A 16,020-nucleotide genomic window follows, 5' to 3' on the forward strand; every position below is an offset into this window, starting at 1 on the left:
TTCATCATGTTCAATAACCTAAAAATAGGTGTTCGTCTGGGGATCGGCTTTGCCGTCGTCCTGCTGATGCTGGTGGCGATTTCGATCGTGTCGATCACGCGTATCAACGAACTCAATGACGGGATCGACGATCTGGCAGAAGGTCGCTTGCCCAAGATCGTGCTGGCCGACGAACTGAAGTACAACCTGCAGCTCGTTGGTCGTTCCGTCCGGAACATGATCCTCACGACGGACAAGAGTCTTGAAAAGCAGAACCTCGAGGCCATCGTCAAACTGCGTCAACGCAACGGCGAGATCATCGAACAGCTCACGCCCTTGGTTAGCAGCGAAAAGGGCAAGGCATTGTTGGCCAAGGTGGCGGAGACGCGTGCCCGCTACAATCCGATAACGGATCGAACACTGCAGCTTGCGGATACTTCGTCGCCCCAGTACAACCAGGAAAAGGCTGTTCAGATGTTGTTCGGCGAGTATAAGGATGCCGCTGAAGCCTACATCAGCGCCTTGTCCGATTTCGGTGGTTTCCAGATCGAGGCTGCCAAGAAGTCTGGCCAGCACGCGGTGGATCTGGCCCAGTCGTCACGGACACTGGTGATAACGCTTGCGCTGATTGCGGTCCTGCTGGCTGCAGGTGTTGCGCTGTGGCTGACCCGAAGCATTACCCGCCCGGTTGGCCAAGTGGTGGATGCCGCCAAGAAGATGGCGGTCGGCGATTTCAACTTCACGCTGAAGAGCGATGCAAAGGATGAGGTCGGTCAGGTGGTTCAGGCGGTCGGGGCAATCCAGCAATCGGTCCAGGCCATGGCTTCCGACGCTTCGATGCTGTCCAAGGCCGCGGTGGAAGGCCGTCTGGCTACTCGTGCGGATGCGAGCCAGCACCAGGGTGATTTCCGCAAGATCGTGGAAGGCGTCAACAACACCCTCGACGCGGTGATCGGGCCGCTGAACGTGGCCGCCAACTACGTGGATCGCATCTCCAAGGGCGACATCCCGGCGAAGATCACCGATAACTACAACGGCGACTTCAACACCATCAAGAACAACCTGAACACCTGCATCGAGGCGGTGAACAAGCTGGTGGCCGATGCGGGCGTGCTGTCCAAGGCCGCGGTGGAGGGCCGTCTGGCCACCCGTGCGGATGCGAGCCAGCACCAGGGTGATTTCCGCAGGATCGTGGAAGGCGTCAACAATACCCTTGACGCGGTGATCGGGCCGCTGAACGTGGCCGCCAACTATGTGGATCGCATCTCCAAGGGCGACATCCCGCCGAAGATCACCGACAACTACAACGGCGACTTCAACACCATCAAGAACAACCTGAACACCTGCATCGAGGCGGTGAACAAGCTGGTGGCCGATGCGGGCGTGCTGTCCAAGGCTGCAGTGGAGGGCCGTCTGGCCACTCGTGCGGATGCGAGCCAGCATCAGGGGGATTTCCGCAGGATCGTGGAAGGCGTCAACAACACCCTCGATGCGGTGATCGGGCCGCTGAACGTGGCCGCCAACTACGTGGATCGCATCTCCAAGGGCGACATCCCGCCGAAAATCACCGACAGCTATAACGGCGACTTCAACACCATCAAGAACAACCTGAACACCTGCATCGAGGCGGTGAACAAGCTGGTGGCCGACGCCAACACGTTGTCTGCGGCTGCGATTGCCGGACGCCTGGAAACCCGTGCGGAAGCCGGTCAGCACCAGGGTGATTTCCGCAAGATCGTGGATGGCGTGAATGGCACGCTGGATGCCATCGTCGGGCCGATCAACGAAGTGCGCCGCATCATGAGCGCGATCGAGCAGGGCGATCTGACCCAGAATATCGCGCATGACTACCAGGGCGATTTCAAGGCGCTCAAGGAGGCGGTGAACAACACCGTCAGCAAGCTCTCCGACACCATCACCCAGGTGCGTACTGCCGCCGATGCGCTGACCAACGCGTCCGGCCAGGTCTCGGCAACTGCCCAGTCCCTGTCCCAGTCGTCGTCCGAACAGGCTGCCAGCGTGGAAGAGTCGTCCGCGTCCGTCGAGCAGATGTCGGCCTCGATCAAACAGAACGCCGATAACGCCAAGGTCACCGACAACCTGGCCTCGAAGACTGCAGTGGAAGCCACCGAGGGCGGCGATGCAGTGAAGAACACCGTCGATGCGATGAAGAAGATTGCCCAGAAGATAGGCATCATCGACGACATCGCCTACCAGACCAACCTGCTGGCTCTCAACGCTGCTATCGAGGCGGCGCGTGCCGGTGAGCACGGCAAGGGTTTCGCCGTCGTGGCAGCGGAGGTGCGCAAGCTGGCCGAGCGTTCGCAGGTCGCGGCGCAGGAAATCGGTGGGCTGGCGGGTGATTCCGTCGGCCTGGCCGAGCGTGCCGGTCAACTGCTTGATGAGATCGTGCCGTCTATCCGTAAGACGTCCGATCTGGTGCAGGAGATCGCCTCCGCGTCCCAGGAGCAATCGTCCGGTGTCGCCCAGATCAACAACGCGATGAACCAGCTCAATCAGGCTACGCAGCAGAATGCGTCGGCGTCCGAAGAACTGGCCGCCACTGCGGAAGAACTGGGTGGCCAGGCCGAGCAACTGCAGCAGCTGATGCAGTTCTTCACGATCGATGAGCGCAATATGGGCCGGATTCTGGCCGCGGCACCGTCGGCAGCTTTGGGGCGTGCCACCGTCAGCAAGGCCCGGACGCCGGCCAAGGTAGCGGGCTTCGCGTTCAACGAAGGCGACTTCGAGAAGTTCTGAACGGCGAAAGGAGCTAGAGCATGACCACGCTGCCCACGCCGGCGGCCGTCGCCGGGGCCAAGGCCCCGGCGGTGGTCGAAACCAGTCCGGCCCAGTACCTGACCTTCCTGCTCGGCGGCGAGATGTTTGCCGTCGGCATCCTCAATATCAAGGAGATCATCGAATACGGTACGGTCACCGAGATCCCGATGGTGCCGCCCTTCATCCGCGGGGTCATCAACCTGCGCGGCGCGGTGGTGCCGGTGATCGACCTGGCCAGCCGCTTCGGCGGCAAGCGCTCCGAGGTGTCGCGACGGACCTGCATCGTCATCATCGAACTGACCGAGAACGATGAGCGCCAGGACGTTGGCGTGGTGGTCGATGCGGTATCCGAGGTACTGGAGATCCCGGCCTCGGAGATCGAGCCGCCGCCGTCCTTTGGAGCCAAGATCCGCGCCGACTTCATCAAGGGGATGGGCAAGGTGAATGGCAAGTTCGTCATCATCCTGGAGGTTGAGAAAGTCCTCTCGGTCGATGAGATCGCCACGCTGGCCCGTGTCACTTCGGATGGTGGCGCGGCCGACCTGGTGGGGGGAAGTACGCCGTCGGCTTGAGCGCTGCGGGGTGAGGACGATGGATTACGCCAGCCTACCGGCGCGGGAGATCGAGCGCCTGGCGCGCAATGTGGCGCCCGGTGCCTGGGCGGTAGAGCGGGAGCGGCCGCTGGCGACTCTGTTAGGGTCCTGTGTGGCGGTCTGCCTGTTCGATCCGCAAACGCGTATCGGCGGCATCAACCACTTCATGTTGCCCAACCTGCAGCGTAGCGCCCATGGCGAGGTGGATGCGCTGCTGGCGGGGGACTATGCGATGGAAGCTCTGCTCAACGCGCTGCTGGTCCAGGGGGCCCGCAAGGCACGCCTGCAGGCCAAGGCTTTCGGCGGTGGTACCATCATCGAAACCTCTGGTCAGTCCTTGGCCATCGGTCAGCGCAACGCGCGCTTTGCGCGGGACTGGTTAAAGCGGGAAGGCATTCCGCTGCTGGCATCGGATTTTCTCGGCCCTTGGTCGCGCAAACTGCTGTTCCTGCCAAGTAACGGGGATGCCTGGTGCAAGCGCATCGTCACGTCCCACGCGACCGCCGAGGTGATCGCTCGGGAAGAACAGGCTTATGCAGCCACATTGAACAAGCCCGCCGAGCCGGATAACAACGTCGAACTGTTTTGAGGATCGCCATGGAGCGGGTTCGCACCCCTGTCGGGAGCCCCATGGGTTCCGCCATCACCAACGAGGAATTTGCGCTGTTTCAGCGGCTGATCTACAAGATCGCTGGCATCAGCCTTTCCGATGCGAAGAAGGTGCTGCTGGTTGGCCGCTTGTCCAAGCGCCTGAAGCACCACAACTTCGACACCTTTTCCCAGTATTACCGGCTGCTCAGCTCCGGCCAGCATCCGGAGGAACTGCAGGTCATGGTGGATCTGCTGACCACCAACGAAACCTATTTCTTCCGCGAGCCGGGCCACTTCGCCTTCCTGAAGAACGAGGTGATCCGCGCCCGTCGTCCCGCCGGGACCTTTCGCGTATGGAGCGCCGCCTGCTCCACCGGCGAGGAGGTGTATACGTTGGCGATGCTGCTGGCCGATTCGCTGCCGCAGTCCCCGTGGGAGGTGGTGGGCTCGGACATCAGCACCCAGGTGCTGGCCAAGGCCGCCGCTGCGCATTATCCGCTCGACCGGAACGAGGGCATCCCGCCCGAGTTCCTGACCCGCTACTGCCTGAAAGGCGTGCGCAGCCAGAGCGGGACCTTTCTGATCACCCCCGAGCTCAAACGTCACACGCACTTCCGGCAGGTCAACCTGACCCTGCCGGTGCCGGCCGACATCGGCGAGTTCGATGTGATCTTCCTGCGTAACGTGATGATTTATTTCGACATGGACACCAAGCGTAAAGTCGTTGCCAACCTGTTGCCGCGCCTCAAGTTGGGGGGCTATCTGTTCATCGGCCATTCCGAGACGCTCAACGGCATCCAGCAGGGGCTGGACCTGGTGAAGGCGACGATCTATCGCAAGCCATGATCGAGTGCGGTGACGATATCCGGGAGGTCTTCCTGCAGCCCGGTGGATTCTTCTTCGGTGGTGGCCGCACGCGTATCTCGACGCTGCTCGGTTCCTGCGTGTCCATCACCCTGTGGCATCCGCTGCGCCTGATCGGCGGCATGTGCCATTACATGCTGCCGAGTCGTGGGTGGACCGACGGGAAAGCGCTGGATGGGCGCTACGCGGACGAGGCGCTGGCTCTCTTCGACCACGAAGTGATGAAGGCGGGCAGTCGGCCGGTGGATTACCAAGTGAAGGTCTTCGGCGGCGGCAACATGTTGAACCACGATGCCGCTCGACCTGCGGTCATGGACATCGCCCGTCGCAATGTGGACGCGGCGGATGCGCTACTGGTAAAGCATGGCTATCGCCCGAACGTCACCCATTGCGGGGGGACGGGGCACCGCAAGCTAATCTTCGACCTGTGGACCGGTCATGTGTGGCTGGCCCATCGTCCCATCGACGAGGTGAGCCCATGAGATCCCGCCCGATTCGCGTGATGATCGTCGACGATTCGGCGATCGTGCGCCAGGTCGCCAGCGAGGCGATCAATGCCCAGCCCGACATGACCGTACTAGCCACCGCGGTCGACCCCCTGTTCGCCATCGATAAGATGCGCAAGGAATGGCCCGACGTGGTCGTCCTCGACATCGAGATGCCGCGCATGGACGGCCTGACCTTTCTGCGCAAGCTGATGGCCGAGCGGCCGACGCCGGTGGTGATCTGCTCGACGCTGGTGGAGAGCGGCGCCAAGGCCAGTTTCGAGGCGCTCTCTGCCGGAGCGGTCGGCTTGGTGACCAAGCCCAAGGTCGGCCTCAAGCAGTTTCTGCAGGACGAGAGCGATAGCCTGGTGGCTGCCGTCCGTGCGGCGGCAAGTGCCCGCCTGCATCCGGCCAAGGCCAAGGCCAGGATCACGCCGGCGGCGGAGGTGGCGCCACGCCCGAAGCTGACCCTCGGCGATCTGCCGCGTGGGCCGCGTCTGGCGTCCGGCGGTGACCGGACGCGCATTGTGGCCATCGGTACGTCCACTGGTGGAACGTTGGCGCTGGAGGCCGTGCTGACAGCGCTGCCCGAGGAGGTGCCGGGTATCGTGGTGGTGCAGCATATGCCGGCCGGTTTCACCGAGATGTTCGCCCGCCGCCTCAACGGCTTGTGCCGCATTCAGGTGCGCGAGGCACGCCATGGCGACCGCATCGAATCCGGGCTGGCGCTGATCGCACCGGGTGGGCGCCACCTGCAGGTGGCGCGGGATGGCAATGGCTATTTCGTCGGCGTCATGGATGGCCCGTTGATCAATCGGCACAAGCCGTCCGTGGACGTGCTTTTCCGTTCGGTGGCTCGGGTCGCCGGCGGTAACGCGTTGGGGATCATCATGACCGGCATGGGTGATGACGGTGCCCTCGGTCTGAAGGAGATGCGGGATGCGGGGGCGGCGACGATCGCCGAGGCCGAAGAAACCTGTGTCGTTTTCGGCATGCCGAAGGAAGCCATCCTGCGTGGTGCCGCCGGGAGCGTGCTGCCTCTGCATGACATCCCGGGCGGGCTGTTGGCCTGGAGCCATGGGAAAGCGGGTTGAGTCAGGCCAGATGCACAGATCTGTGGCAATGCTTCATGTTAATGTCAGCGTCCTGATCTCGTTTGTCCTGTGCCGTCCTCGCTGTTTGGCAGCCGCGCTGGGCCGGCTTTAACCCGCGACCGTAGAGGGTCCTGTTTCATCATGTGCCTGCAGCCGGAGACATCGAGTTCCCAAACTGTTCCCGCAGACTCTCCGACGCCAGCGGACAGGGGGCGTCCGGGCCCCTTGCTCGAGGCCCTTGTGCGTACCCTGCCGGACCTCGTCTGGCTGAAGGATCCGGAGGGCGTGTATCTGGCCTGCAATTCGCGCTTTGAGCTGTTTTTCGGCGCTAGAGAGGCAGACATCATTGGGCGCAGGGACCACGATTTTGTGCCACAGGAGTTGGCCGAGGTCTTTCGCCGGAACGATCAGGCGGCCATGGCGGCGACGGAGCCTGTACGTAACGAAGAGACTGTTACCTTTGCGTCAGACGGTCACCAGGAGACACTGGAGACCATCAAGACGCCTATGTACGACCAAGATGGGCGGCTGATCGGTGTGCTTGGGGTTGCCCGCGACATCACAGCGGGCAAGCGAGTCGAAGCCGGCTTGCGGCGGGCCAACCGGGCCTTGCTGATGGTCAGCGAATGCAATCAGGCTGTCGCGCGGGCTATCGATGAGCATGCGCTGTTGCAGGATGTCTGCCGTTTGATGGTGGAGTTCGGTGGTTACCGAATGGTCTGGGTCGGCCATCCGGAACACGATGTACGCCGGCAGGTACGGCCGGTGGCCCAGTTCGGCTGTATCGAAGGTTATTTCGACTCGGTCTTCGTTTCATGGTGCGATGGCGAGGACGGTGCAGGGCCCACCGGTACGGCAGTTCGCAACAGACTCCCGCAGGTGTGTCGCGACATCCTGAGCGATCCACGCTTCGAACGTTGGCGGGAGGCGGCGGTACGCAACGGCTACGCATCTTCCTGCGCGCTTCCCTTGCTGGATGCCGATGGACATTGCTTTGGTGTCCTCAGCGTCTATTCAAGCGAGGCCGATGCTTTTGTTGAAGAGGAAATGCGTCTGCTATCCGACCTCGGGGGCGATCTGGCCTTCGGCATCCGCGCTCTGCGCGACCGGGCGGCAGGCGAGGAGGCTCAGCGTCGCCAGGTGGCCGCTGAGCGCCAGTTGCGCCATTTGGTGGAGGCCAGTCCAACCATCCTTTATGCGATGCGGCGGGAGGCTGGGCGCTGGGTGTCGGCGATGGTCGGCGACAACATTCAGCGTATCTTCGGCTACATGCCGGAGGAAGTGCTGGAGCCGGGCTGGTGGCAGGCCGGGCTGCATCCCGATGACCGCGAGGCTGCGAAGGCTGCCTGGCGTAGTCTTCGGGTTGGTGGGCAACTGGGCCTCGAGTACCGCTTTGCCCATCGGGACGGGCGCTATTTCTGGGTGCGCGACGAGTTGCGTATGGCCGGCAGTGATGCAGAGGATGGAGAGGAAATCGTCGGCTCGTGGACCGATGTGACAGTCCGCAAGCAGGGCGAGATCTACCTGGAGACCCAGCGCCATATTCTGGAAATGGTGGCGTCCGGCGCTGCGCTGCGCAATACGCTGGAAACCCTGGCTCTCGGTGTGGAGGCACAACTGCCTGACGTGAGGGTGTCGATCCTCTTGCTCGACGCGAATGGCGTCCACTTACGCCATGGCGCTGCGCCCAATCTACCCGATGGTTACAACCGCGCCGTGGATGGTGTGCCCATCGGAGAGGCCGTGGGCTCCTGCGGGACCGCGGCGTGGCGGCGCAGTCCGGTGATAGTCAGGGACATCGCCACCGCCCCCCTCTGGAAGGATTATCGCGAGCTGGCCGCTGAATATGGTCTGGTGGCGTGCTGGTTGACACCGATTTTCAGTCGTGAGGGCGTGGTGCTTGGGACTTTTGCGCTGTACCCGGACAGCACGTTGGGGCCGGCCGAACGTCATCTTCAGCAGGTGGCCCTGGCGACCGACCTGGCGGCAATTGCTGTTGCCCGCCACCGGGAAGAGTCCGCCTTGCGGGAGAGCGAGGCACGTTTCCGTCAGTTGTTTGAAGTGGCGCCTTTGCCGCTCAGCCTTGTCAATCGCGAGGGGCGGATCATCGATATCAATCGCCGCTTCGTGGAGAGCTTCGGTTACAGCCGCCGGGAAATTCCCGATGCGGAGTGCTGGTGGCAGCTGGCCTATCCCGATCCGGATTATCGGGCTTGGGGGCGGAGTTCTTGGCAGGCTGCCGTCAGTCAGGCTCGTGCAGCAGGACGTCCTGTCGAGCCACGGGAATTCCGCGTCACCTGCAAATCCGGCGAGCAGCGGACCTTGTTGGTGTCGGGGTCGGACGTGGGCGATTTCTTCATGACGACCTTTTTCGATATCACCGAGCTGCGCGAGCGGGATGCCCAACTGGCCGTCTATCACCACCATCTTGAGGATCTGGTGGCCGAGCGCACCGAGCAGCTGGCCGAGGCCCGTCGGCGCGCCGAGTCCGCCAGTCAGGCGAAGAGCGCATTCCTGGCCAACATGAGCCACGAGATCCGCACGCCGATGAATGCCATCCTCGGCTTGGCCCGCCTGCTGGAGCGCAGCCCCCTCGATGCGCCCCAGCGCGACCGTCTGAACAAGATCCGTCATGCGGGGGCACATCTGCTGTCGATCATCAACGACATTCTCGACATCTCGAAGATCGAGGCCGGCAAGCTGTTGCTTGAGTCCATCGACTTCTCTCCGGAAGCCCTGTTCAATCAGGCTCATTCCCTGATCCACGAACGCCTCGCCGCCAAGCATCTGAGTTTTCATTCCGATACGGACGGCCTGCCGCCGGTGCTGCGGGGTGATGTGACTCGCTTGCGCCAGGCATTGCTCAACTATCTCGGCAACGCGGTGAAGTTTACCGAGCGGGGTGGGGTCAGTCTCACGGCCAGAATTCTGGAGGAGGGGGAACAGGACATGCTGGTCCGCTTCGAGGTGAGTGACAGCGGTATCGGCATTGCGCCCGACCAGTTGTCACGCCTCTTCCAGTCTTTCGAGCAGGCCGATGCATCGACTACCCGCAAGTACGGAGGCACTGGTCTTGGCTTGGCTCTGACCCGCCATCTGGCGGCCTTGATGGGAGGCGAAGCCGGGGTGGAAAGTCGCCTGGGGCAGGGAAGCTCTTTCTGGTTTACTGCACGCCTGCAAACCCGGCCGGGGATCAGTCTGCCCGTCGTGGGCGGTGATGCACGGACTGATCTGCTAGCCGAAGATGTGCCTGCGCTGCAGGGGCGGAGAGTCCTGCTGGTCGAGGACAATCAGCTCAACCAGGAAGTGGCGGTGGACATGCTGGACGATCTGGGGCTGGTCGTGGAGTGCGCCGAAAACGGTCAGCAGGCCGTGGCGTGCGTGCAAAGCGGCGATTACGATCTGGTGCTGATGGACATGCAGATGCCGGTTATGGATGGGTTGGAGGCCACCCGTACCATCCGTGCCCTGCCTGACCAGGACGCTTTGCCTATCGTCGCCATGACCGCCAACGCCTTTGAGGAAGACCAGGATGCGTGCCGGATGGCGGGTATGAACGATTTCCTGGCCAAGCCAGTGGAGCCGGAAGACCTGCGTCGCGTGCTGCTCAAATGGTTGGTGCAGGGAGGTGCGGATACCTTGCCTGAGCCCGTGCTGCCCCCTGTTTCCGACGCTACGTCCGATGCGTGGGCCACTCGCCTGCAAGGTATTGCCGGACTCGACGCAGAGAGGGGAGTGAGGCTGGTGCGTGGCAAGTGGCCAACCTATGGACGGCTGCTTGGCATCTTCGCCAGCAACCATGGTGATGCGGCCGATCGCCTCAATGCTTGTCTGGCTGCTGGTGATCTGGCGGCCATCGCACACCTATCCCATACCTTGAAGGGGGCTGCGGGTAACGTGGGCGCAGTGGATGTCTTCGCGCTGGCCGACAGAATCTCTCGGACCGTGCGCAGCGGCAATGTGGATGCGCTGGCAGACCAGTTGGTGACGCTGGGACAGGTGTTGCCGCCGTTGGTCGGTGCAGTCCGCCGCGCCCTTGAGGGGGCTACGTCGGGGCACTCATGAGCATGCCGTTGAAAAGCGCGCCCTGCCAGTGGATGGATTGTTTCGAAGCCGGCTTTGCCATGGTGGACGGCCGGCATCGCAACCGTGGCCCTGATCAACGCGCCGTCATTGCCACGGCCACGCGGATTCCGGTAATACCGCAATGATCGTGGAGAGGCCGATCTCGATGACATCCGCGAGGCATTGAGAGGAAGCCTCAGCGGCGGCCGGCCATCGCTCGCAGGCGGGAAACCCGTTCCTCGGTGGCCGGGTGGGTGCTGAACAGCCCGGCAAGGCCGCGGCCCGACAGGGGGTTCATGATCATCATCTGGCCGGTTTCCGGGTGGGCCTCGGCAGTCGGCATCGGGATGCCGCGGGCGAAGGCGTCGATCTTCATCAGCGCGTCGGCCAGGGCGTGCGGGTCGCCCGAGATTTCTGCGCCGCCACGGTCGGCCTCGAACTCGCGGGCGCGGGAGATCGCCATCTGGATCACGCTGGCTGCCAGTGGGGCGAGAAGGGCCACCGCGATGGAGGCGAGCGGGTTGGCCGGGCGGCCTTCAGAGTCTCGGCCACTGAAGAACATTGCGAAGTTGGCCAGCGCCGAGATCGCCCCGGCCATTGTGGCCGAGATCGTCGAAATCAGGATGTCCCGGTGCTTCACGTGGGTCAGCTCGTGGGCCATCACGCCGCGCAGTTCACGCTGGCTGAGCATCTGCAGGATGCCGGTGGTGGCCGCTACCGCGGCGTGCTCGGGGTTGCGACCGGTGGCGAAGGCGTTCGGCTGGTCCTCGTGGATGATGTAGACGCGCGGCATCGGCAGCTGGGCGCGGCCGGCCAGTTCGCGGACCATGCCGTAGAGGTAGGGGGAGCTGGTTTCGTCCACTTCCTGTGCGTTGTACATGCGCAGGACCATCTTGTCGGAGAACCAGTAGGAGAACAGGTTCATTGCGCCGCCGAAGACCAGCGCGAGCACCATCCCCGACTTGCCGCCGATGAGGCCGCCGATCACGCCGAACAGCGCGATGATGGCTGCCATCAGGATGGATGTCTTGAGCCAGTTGCCGAGCATTGGGTGTAACCGTCCTTTCGGGATTGATTGGGAAACGCTGGTTAGATGGGGCTGCACACCAAAAATTCAAGAATTTTTAAATGCTTGCGTAAAAACCTGTAAGCGGGAGCGGCATGCTGAATGAAAAAGGCCCGCGTTGGACGCGGGCCTTTGGGGAGGTTGCTGCAGCGCTGTTTAGTCGAAGCGGCTGCTTACTGTAATAGCCGTGCCGCGCACGAAGTCGGCCGCTGCCAAGCGCTTGCCACCGGGTTTCTGCAGTTCGGTGATGCACAGCGCGCCCTCCCCGCAGGCGACGATCACACCGGCGCCTTCGGCCAGCAGTACTTCGCCGGGGGCGCCGCTGGCGTCGATGGCACGGGCGCGCCACAGCTTGATCGGTGTGCCCTGGTAGGTGCCCAGCGCGCCGGGGAAGGGGTTGAAGGCGCGGATGGCGCGTTCGATCTCGGTGGCCGGGCGGGTCCAGTCCACGGTGGCCTCGGCCTTGCCGATCTTGGCCGCGTAGGTGACCCCGTCGGCCGGTTGCGGCGTGGCCGTAAGGCCATCGGGCAGGGCCCGCAGGGCATCGACGATCAGCTCGGCGCCGAGACCGGCCAGGCGGTCGTGCAGGCTGCCCGTGGTGTCGTCGGACTCGATGGCCGTGCTGCGCTTGAGTAGCATCGGGCCGGTGTCGAGGCCGGCATCCATCTGCATGATGGTGATGCCGGTTTCCGCGTCGCCGGCTTCGATGGCCCGGTGGATCGGTGCGGCGCCGCGCCAGCGAGGCAGTAGCGAGGCATGGATGTTGAGGCAGCCGTAGCGCGGCAAGTCGAGCACCGCCTGGGGCAGGATGATGCCGTAGGCGGCTACCACCAGCACGTCGACGCCGGCTTCGGCCAGTGGTGCCTGCTGTTCCGGCGTGCGCAGCTTTTCCGGCTGATGCACCGGGATGCCGGCGTCGACGGCGACCTGTTTGACCGGACTGGGTTGCAGCTGCATGCCACGCCCTGCGGGGCGGTCCGGCTGGGTCAGGACCAGCGGTACTTCGAAACCGGCAGCGAGGATGGCTTGCAGCGCGGCAGCGGCGAATTCGGGGGTTCCGGCGAAGGCGACTTTCATCAGGCGGTGATCCGGGCTTTTTTGGCCAGCTTGCCCTTGATGCGGGTCTGCTTGAGCTGGGACAGGTATTCGACGAAGACCTTGCCTTCCAGGTGGTCCAACTCGTGCTGGATGCACACCGCGAGAAGGCCATCGGCCTCCATCTCGAAGGTCTCGCCCTTCTGGTTGAGGGCACGTACCTTGACCCGTTCGGCACGGACGACCTTGTCGTAGATGCCGGGGACGGACAGGCAGCCTTCCTCGCCGAGGTGCTCGCCGGAGCGTTCGAGGATCTCCGGGTTGATCAGCGCCAGCAGCTCGGACTTGTCTTCCGAGACATCGATGACGACGACCCGCTTATGGACGTCCACCTGGGTGGCGGCCAGACCAATGCCGGGGGCCTCGTACATGGTTTCCGCCATGTTGGCGATCAGCCGGCGGATTTCGTCGTTCACTTCGCGTACCGGGGTGGCACGGGTATGCAGACGAGGATCGGGATAACGGAGAATGGGTAGCAGGGCCATAAATATTGCCGGATGAAGACTTTACGTGCAGAATTTTGAGCCAAATCTACGATGCTCGCATCTTGCAAGGCGGGTATCGGCTCCGCAACACAGGCAGCCCTTTGCCGGGTGGTGCCTGTTCGCCGAAAGCGAGTGCTCTTCCGATGATCCGCATTATATCCGCCCTCCTGATCGGCGTCGCAGCCCTGGTGCCCGCGGCTGCCGGTGCAGCAAGTCCCATCCGCCTGGCCGACGACGCGCCGGACAGCCACGTCGTGGTGCCCGGCGATACCCTGTGGGGCATCTCCGGCAAGTTCCTCAAGGAGCCCTGGCGCTGGCCCGAGGTGTGGCGCCTGAACCGGGAACAGATCCGCAACCCGCATCTCATCTATCCGGGCCAGATCATCGTCCTCGACCGCAGCGGTCCGACCCTCAAATTTGGCAAGCGTGTCAGTGGCCCCATCGATCGCCCGCTGTACGAAAAGCGTTTCCCGCAAGTCTATTCCCAACCGGATCAGGCTGCGATCCAGAGTATTCCACTCCGTGCCATCGCCCCCTTCCTGACCGAGCCAGTGGTGGTGTCCGACAAGGACGACGCGACCGCCGGCGTGTTGGTCGCCACCCAGGAAGGACGTGTTTTCACCGGGGCCGGCGATACGATCTTCGCTACGCGCATCACGCCGGATGTCAAGACCTGGAATGTGTACCGCAAGGCCAAGCCCTTGAAGGATCCGATAAGCGGAGAGGTCCTCGGCTATGAGGCCGCTCACCTCGGGGTGGCGCGGGTGAGCGCTGACCCGGACGAAGGCCCGCAGGAGTCCGTCGAAGGAAAGTCGGATGTCATGGTGCCGACCAGCCTTCTGGTGTTGAGTGCCAAGCAGGAAATCGGCAAGGGTGATCGTTTGCTGCCGGCGGGACGCCCTGAGCTGCCCAGCTATGTGCCCCATGCTCCGGACGAGGACGTGCGCGGACATGTGGTGTCCATTTATAACGGCGTGACTGAAACCGGCCGCTATAACGTGGTGTCGATCAGCCTCGGCAAGCGCGATGGCATGGAGGTCGGCCATGTGCTGGCGCTGCACCGCAATCGCGGAGAAGCCGTTTACCGGGAGGATAACGTAGGGCCTGCCCAGCGGTTCCGCCTGCCGGAGCAGCGCTATGGGCTGGTCTTCGTGTTCCGAGTCTTCGACCGGCTGTCCTATGCGCTGGTGATGGACAGCAAGGGGCCGGTCGCCGTTGCCGACAGCGCCCGCAAGCCCTGAGTGTCGAAGCATCTTGCCGGCCGCCCATCCCCTCTCCGGCTGGCTGCGTCTGACTCTCACGCCGGGCCTGGGCCCGGCGAGCCAGCGCCAGCTGCTGGCGGCCTTCGGGCTACCGGAGGCCATTTATTCCGCTACGCCGGGGGCGCTGGCGGCCGTTGTCGGTGAGCCCACGAGCCGCTTGCTGCTTGAGCACGATGCCAGCAGGGCGGTGGATACCGCGCTGGCCTGGCTGGCCGAGTCCGGCAATACCGTACTGACCCTTGGTGACGCAGCCTATCCGGCAGCATTGCTGGAAATTCCCGACCCGCCGGTGCTGCTCTACGTCAAGGGCGAAGCCGGTCTGCTGAGTTGCCCGTCCATTGCGGTGGTCGGCGCCCGCAATGCCACACCCCAGGGGGAGGCCAACGCGGAAGCTTTTTCCGCGGCATTGTCTGCCACTGGACTGTGTATCGTCAGTGGCCTGGCGTTGGGCATCGACGCGGCTGCCCACCGGGGCGGCCTGGCGGGAGACGGACGTACGGTGGCAGTGATCGGCACTGGCGCCGATCGCATCTATCCGGCCCGCAACGCGGCGCTGGCCCGGCGAATTGCCGAGGTGGGCGCCATCGTCAGCGAGTTTCCCCTCGGCAGCGGTCCGTTGGCCCACCATTTTCCGCGCCGTAACAGGTTGATTGCCGGTCTGTCCCGTGGCGTGCTGGTGGTCGAGGCGGCGGTGAAGAGCGGTTCGCTGATCACTGCACGCTTGGCCGGTGACTGCGGCCGGGAGGTCTTTGCGATTCCCGGCTCCATCCACTCGCCACTGTCCCGAGGTTGCCATCGCCTGATCCGCGACGGTGCCAAGCTCGTCGAATCTGCCAATGACATACTTGAGGAGCTGCGCTTGCCTGAGCGGGAAGTGGCGCCGCAGCAAGCCTCCAGCCCGGTCGAGGGCGGCGGAGACGAAGGCCACGTGCTCACGGCGCTGGGGCATGACCCGGTGGATATCGAGACTCTTGTGCACCGCACCAGCTTGACGCCGGAGGCGCTCTACGCCATTCTGCTTACGCTGGAACTCGACGGACGGGTCTCCCGCCTGCCCGGAGGGCGCCTCCAGCGCCTCTGAAAAACCACCGGCCTCAGGCCCTACGCGCCATGTTCGATATCCTCGTGTACCTCTTCGAGAACTACGTCCACGCCGACGCATGCCCCGAACCCGCGCAGCTGGCCCGAAAGCTGACGGCCGCCGGTTTCGAGGAAGAAGAAATCACCGACGCCCTGGAATGGTTGTCCGGCCTGCGCCAGCTGTCTGATGGCGAGCGTCCGGCCCAGTGTGCCCGTGCCGGTTCCTTGCGCATCTACGCTGACGACGAGCTGGTTCGTCTGGGCGTGGAGTGTCGCGGCTTCCTGCTCTTCCTTGAGAATGCCGGCATTCTCGACGCGGAGTGCAGGGAAGTGATCATCGAGCGAGCCCTGGCTCTCGATGATCCGGAAATCGAGCTGGAGAACCTCAAGGTCATCGTGCTGATGGTGTTGTGGCAGCAGGATCGCCCGATCAATGGCCTGATCCTCGACGAGCTGCTCAATGAAGGGCTCGAGGACGAAGAGCCGGCTGCATTCCCGGTGCATTGAGCGGCCCGGCTTGCACGCCCGGCGCAGGCTTCCGTATGATGCGCCGCTCCTCCAACAACCTGAATCAGGCGCC

Annotated in this window: 14 protein-coding genes; 11 read left to right on the plus strand and 3 right to left on the minus strand. The window is 63.6% G+C overall.

Annotated features, from left to right (window positions below; genetic code table 11):
- Positions 1 to 6 precede the first annotated feature (6 nt).
- The 8 genes from AC1PPK_RS06075 (at position 7) to AC1PPK_RS06110 (ending at position 10,598) form a co-directional block, all read left to right on the plus strand.
- Positions 7 to 2,739 carry a methyl-accepting chemotaxis protein gene (locus AC1PPK_RS06075; RefSeq protein WP_481116941.1) on the plus strand — a complete coding sequence of 911 codons (2,733 nt, stop codon included), beginning with the start codon at positions 7 to 9 and terminating at the stop codon, positions 2,737 to 2,739.
- A 20-nt stretch (positions 2,740 to 2,759) separates the two neighbouring features.
- Positions 2,760 to 3,332 (plus strand): chemotaxis protein CheW, encoded by a 573-nt coding sequence (locus AC1PPK_RS06080; protein ID WP_481116942.1) that lies wholly within the window; start codon positions 2,760 to 2,762, stop codon positions 3,330 to 3,332.
- 19 nt (positions 3,333 to 3,351) lie between these two features.
- Positions 3,352 to 3,942: a chemotaxis protein CheD gene (locus tag AC1PPK_RS06085; protein WP_481116943.1), complete on the plus strand. Its 591-nt coding sequence runs from the start codon at positions 3,352 to 3,354 to the stop codon at positions 3,940 to 3,942.
- 41 nt (positions 3,943 to 3,983) lie between these two features.
- A complete protein-coding gene (locus AC1PPK_RS06090) occupies positions 3,984 to 4,790 on the plus strand; it encodes a CheR family methyltransferase (protein ID WP_481116944.1) in 807 nt (268 codons plus the stop codon).
- Entirely contained in the window at positions 4,787 to 5,290 is a 504-nt protein-coding gene (locus AC1PPK_RS06095; protein ID WP_481116945.1) for a chemotaxis protein CheD, read from the plus strand. The genes AC1PPK_RS06090 and AC1PPK_RS06095 overlap by 4 nt, the downstream gene beginning before the upstream one ends.
- Complete coding sequence (locus AC1PPK_RS06100) at positions 5,287 to 6,387, plus strand: protein-glutamate methylesterase/protein-glutamine glutaminase (protein ID WP_481116946.1); 1,101 nt, start codon at positions 5,287 to 5,289, stop codon at positions 6,385 to 6,387. The genes AC1PPK_RS06095 and AC1PPK_RS06100 overlap by 4 nt, the downstream gene beginning before the upstream one ends.
- Before the next feature lie 240 nt (positions 6,388 to 6,627).
- Positions 6,628 to 10,452 (plus strand): PAS domain S-box protein, encoded by a 3,825-nt coding sequence (locus AC1PPK_RS06105; RefSeq protein WP_481116947.1) that lies wholly within the window; start codon positions 6,628 to 6,630, stop codon positions 10,450 to 10,452.
- A complete protein-coding gene (locus AC1PPK_RS06110) occupies positions 10,449 to 10,598 on the plus strand; it encodes a hypothetical protein (protein WP_481116948.1) in 150 nt (49 codons plus the stop codon). Before AC1PPK_RS06105 ends, AC1PPK_RS06110 begins: the two co-directional genes overlap by 4 nt.
- 50 nt (positions 10,599 to 10,648) lie before the next feature.
- Here the strand turns inward: AC1PPK_RS06110 and htpX are convergent, their stop codons facing one another.
- The 3 genes from htpX to def all read right to left on the minus strand — a co-directional run bounded on the left by htpX (position 10,649) and on the right by def (position 13,098).
- Entirely contained in the window at positions 10,649 to 11,500 is an 852-nt protein-coding gene (htpX, locus tag AC1PPK_RS06115; RefSeq protein ID WP_481116949.1) for a zinc metalloprotease HtpX, read from the minus strand.
- 174 nt (positions 11,501 to 11,674) lie between these two features.
- Positions 11,675 to 12,595: a methionyl-tRNA formyltransferase gene (gene fmt / locus AC1PPK_RS06120; RefSeq protein ID WP_481116950.1), complete on the minus strand. Its 921-nt coding sequence runs from the start codon at positions 12,593 to 12,595 to the stop codon at positions 11,675 to 11,677.
- Complete coding sequence (def, locus tag AC1PPK_RS06125; RefSeq protein WP_481116951.1) at positions 12,595 to 13,098, minus strand: peptide deformylase; 504 nt, start codon at positions 13,096 to 13,098, stop codon at positions 12,595 to 12,597. Before def ends, fmt begins: the two co-directional genes overlap by 1 nt.
- A 143-nt stretch (positions 13,099 to 13,241) precedes the next feature.
- On the opposite strand from def, the gene AC1PPK_RS06130 reads away from it, so the two are divergent.
- From AC1PPK_RS06130 to AC1PPK_RS06140, 3 genes are read left to right on the plus strand one after another with little or no spacing between them, the layout of a single operon-like run.
- Entirely contained in the window at positions 13,242 to 14,339 is a 1,098-nt protein-coding gene (locus AC1PPK_RS06130) for a LysM peptidoglycan-binding domain-containing protein (protein ID WP_481116952.1), read from the plus strand.
- A 13-nt stretch (positions 14,340 to 14,352) separates the two neighbouring features.
- The gene (gene dprA, locus AC1PPK_RS06135; RefSeq protein WP_481116953.1) at positions 14,353 to 15,441 is read left to right on the plus strand and encodes a DNA-processing protein DprA; all 1,089 of its coding nucleotides are present in this window, start codon (positions 14,353 to 14,355) and stop codon (positions 15,439 to 15,441) included.
- A 29-nt stretch (positions 15,442 to 15,470) separates the two neighbouring features.
- Positions 15,471 to 15,947 carry a Smg family protein gene (locus AC1PPK_RS06140; protein WP_481116954.1) on the plus strand — a complete coding sequence of 159 codons (477 nt, stop codon included), beginning with the start codon at positions 15,471 to 15,473 and terminating at the stop codon, positions 15,945 to 15,947.
- Positions 15,948 to 16,020 lie beyond the last annotated feature (73 nt).

The sequence above is a fragment of the Zoogloea sp. JDB1 genome (genome assembly GCF_056724025.1).

Coding starts and splice junctions, on each gene's coding strand:
- AC1PPK_RS06075 (WP_481116941.1), top strand. CDS start 7: ATGTTCAATAACCTAAAAATAGGTGTTCGTCTGGGGATCGGCTTTGCC.
- AC1PPK_RS06080 (WP_481116942.1), top strand. CDS start 2,760: ATGACCACGCTGCCCACGCCGGCGGCCGTCGCCGGGGCCAAGGCCCCG.
- AC1PPK_RS06085 (WP_481116943.1), top strand. CDS start 3,352: ATGGATTACGCCAGCCTACCGGCGCGGGAGATCGAGCGCCTGGCGCGC.
- AC1PPK_RS06090 (WP_481116944.1), top strand. CDS start 3,984: ATGGGTTCCGCCATCACCAACGAGGAATTTGCGCTGTTTCAGCGGCTG.
- AC1PPK_RS06095 (WP_481116945.1), top strand. CDS start 4,787: ATGATCGAGTGCGGTGACGATATCCGGGAGGTCTTCCTGCAGCCCGGT.
- AC1PPK_RS06100 (WP_481116946.1), top strand. CDS start 5,287: ATGAGATCCCGCCCGATTCGCGTGATGATCGTCGACGATTCGGCGATC.
- AC1PPK_RS06110 (WP_481116948.1), top strand. CDS start 10,449: ATGAGCATGCCGTTGAAAAGCGCGCCCTGCCAGTGGATGGATTGTTTC.
- htpX (WP_481116949.1), bottom strand. CDS start 11,500: ATGCTCGGCAACTGGCTCAAGACATCCATCCTGATGGCAGCCATCATC.
- fmt (WP_481116950.1), bottom strand. CDS start 12,595: ATGAAAGTCGCCTTCGCCGGAACCCCCGAATTCGCCGCTGCCGCGCTG.
- def (WP_481116951.1), bottom strand. CDS start 13,098: ATGGCCCTGCTACCCATTCTCCGTTATCCCGATCCTCGTCTGCATACC.
- AC1PPK_RS06130 (WP_481116952.1), top strand. CDS start 13,242: ATGATCCGCATTATATCCGCCCTCCTGATCGGCGTCGCAGCCCTGGTG.
- AC1PPK_RS06140 (WP_481116954.1), top strand. CDS start 15,471: ATGTTCGATATCCTCGTGTACCTCTTCGAGAACTACGTCCACGCCGAC.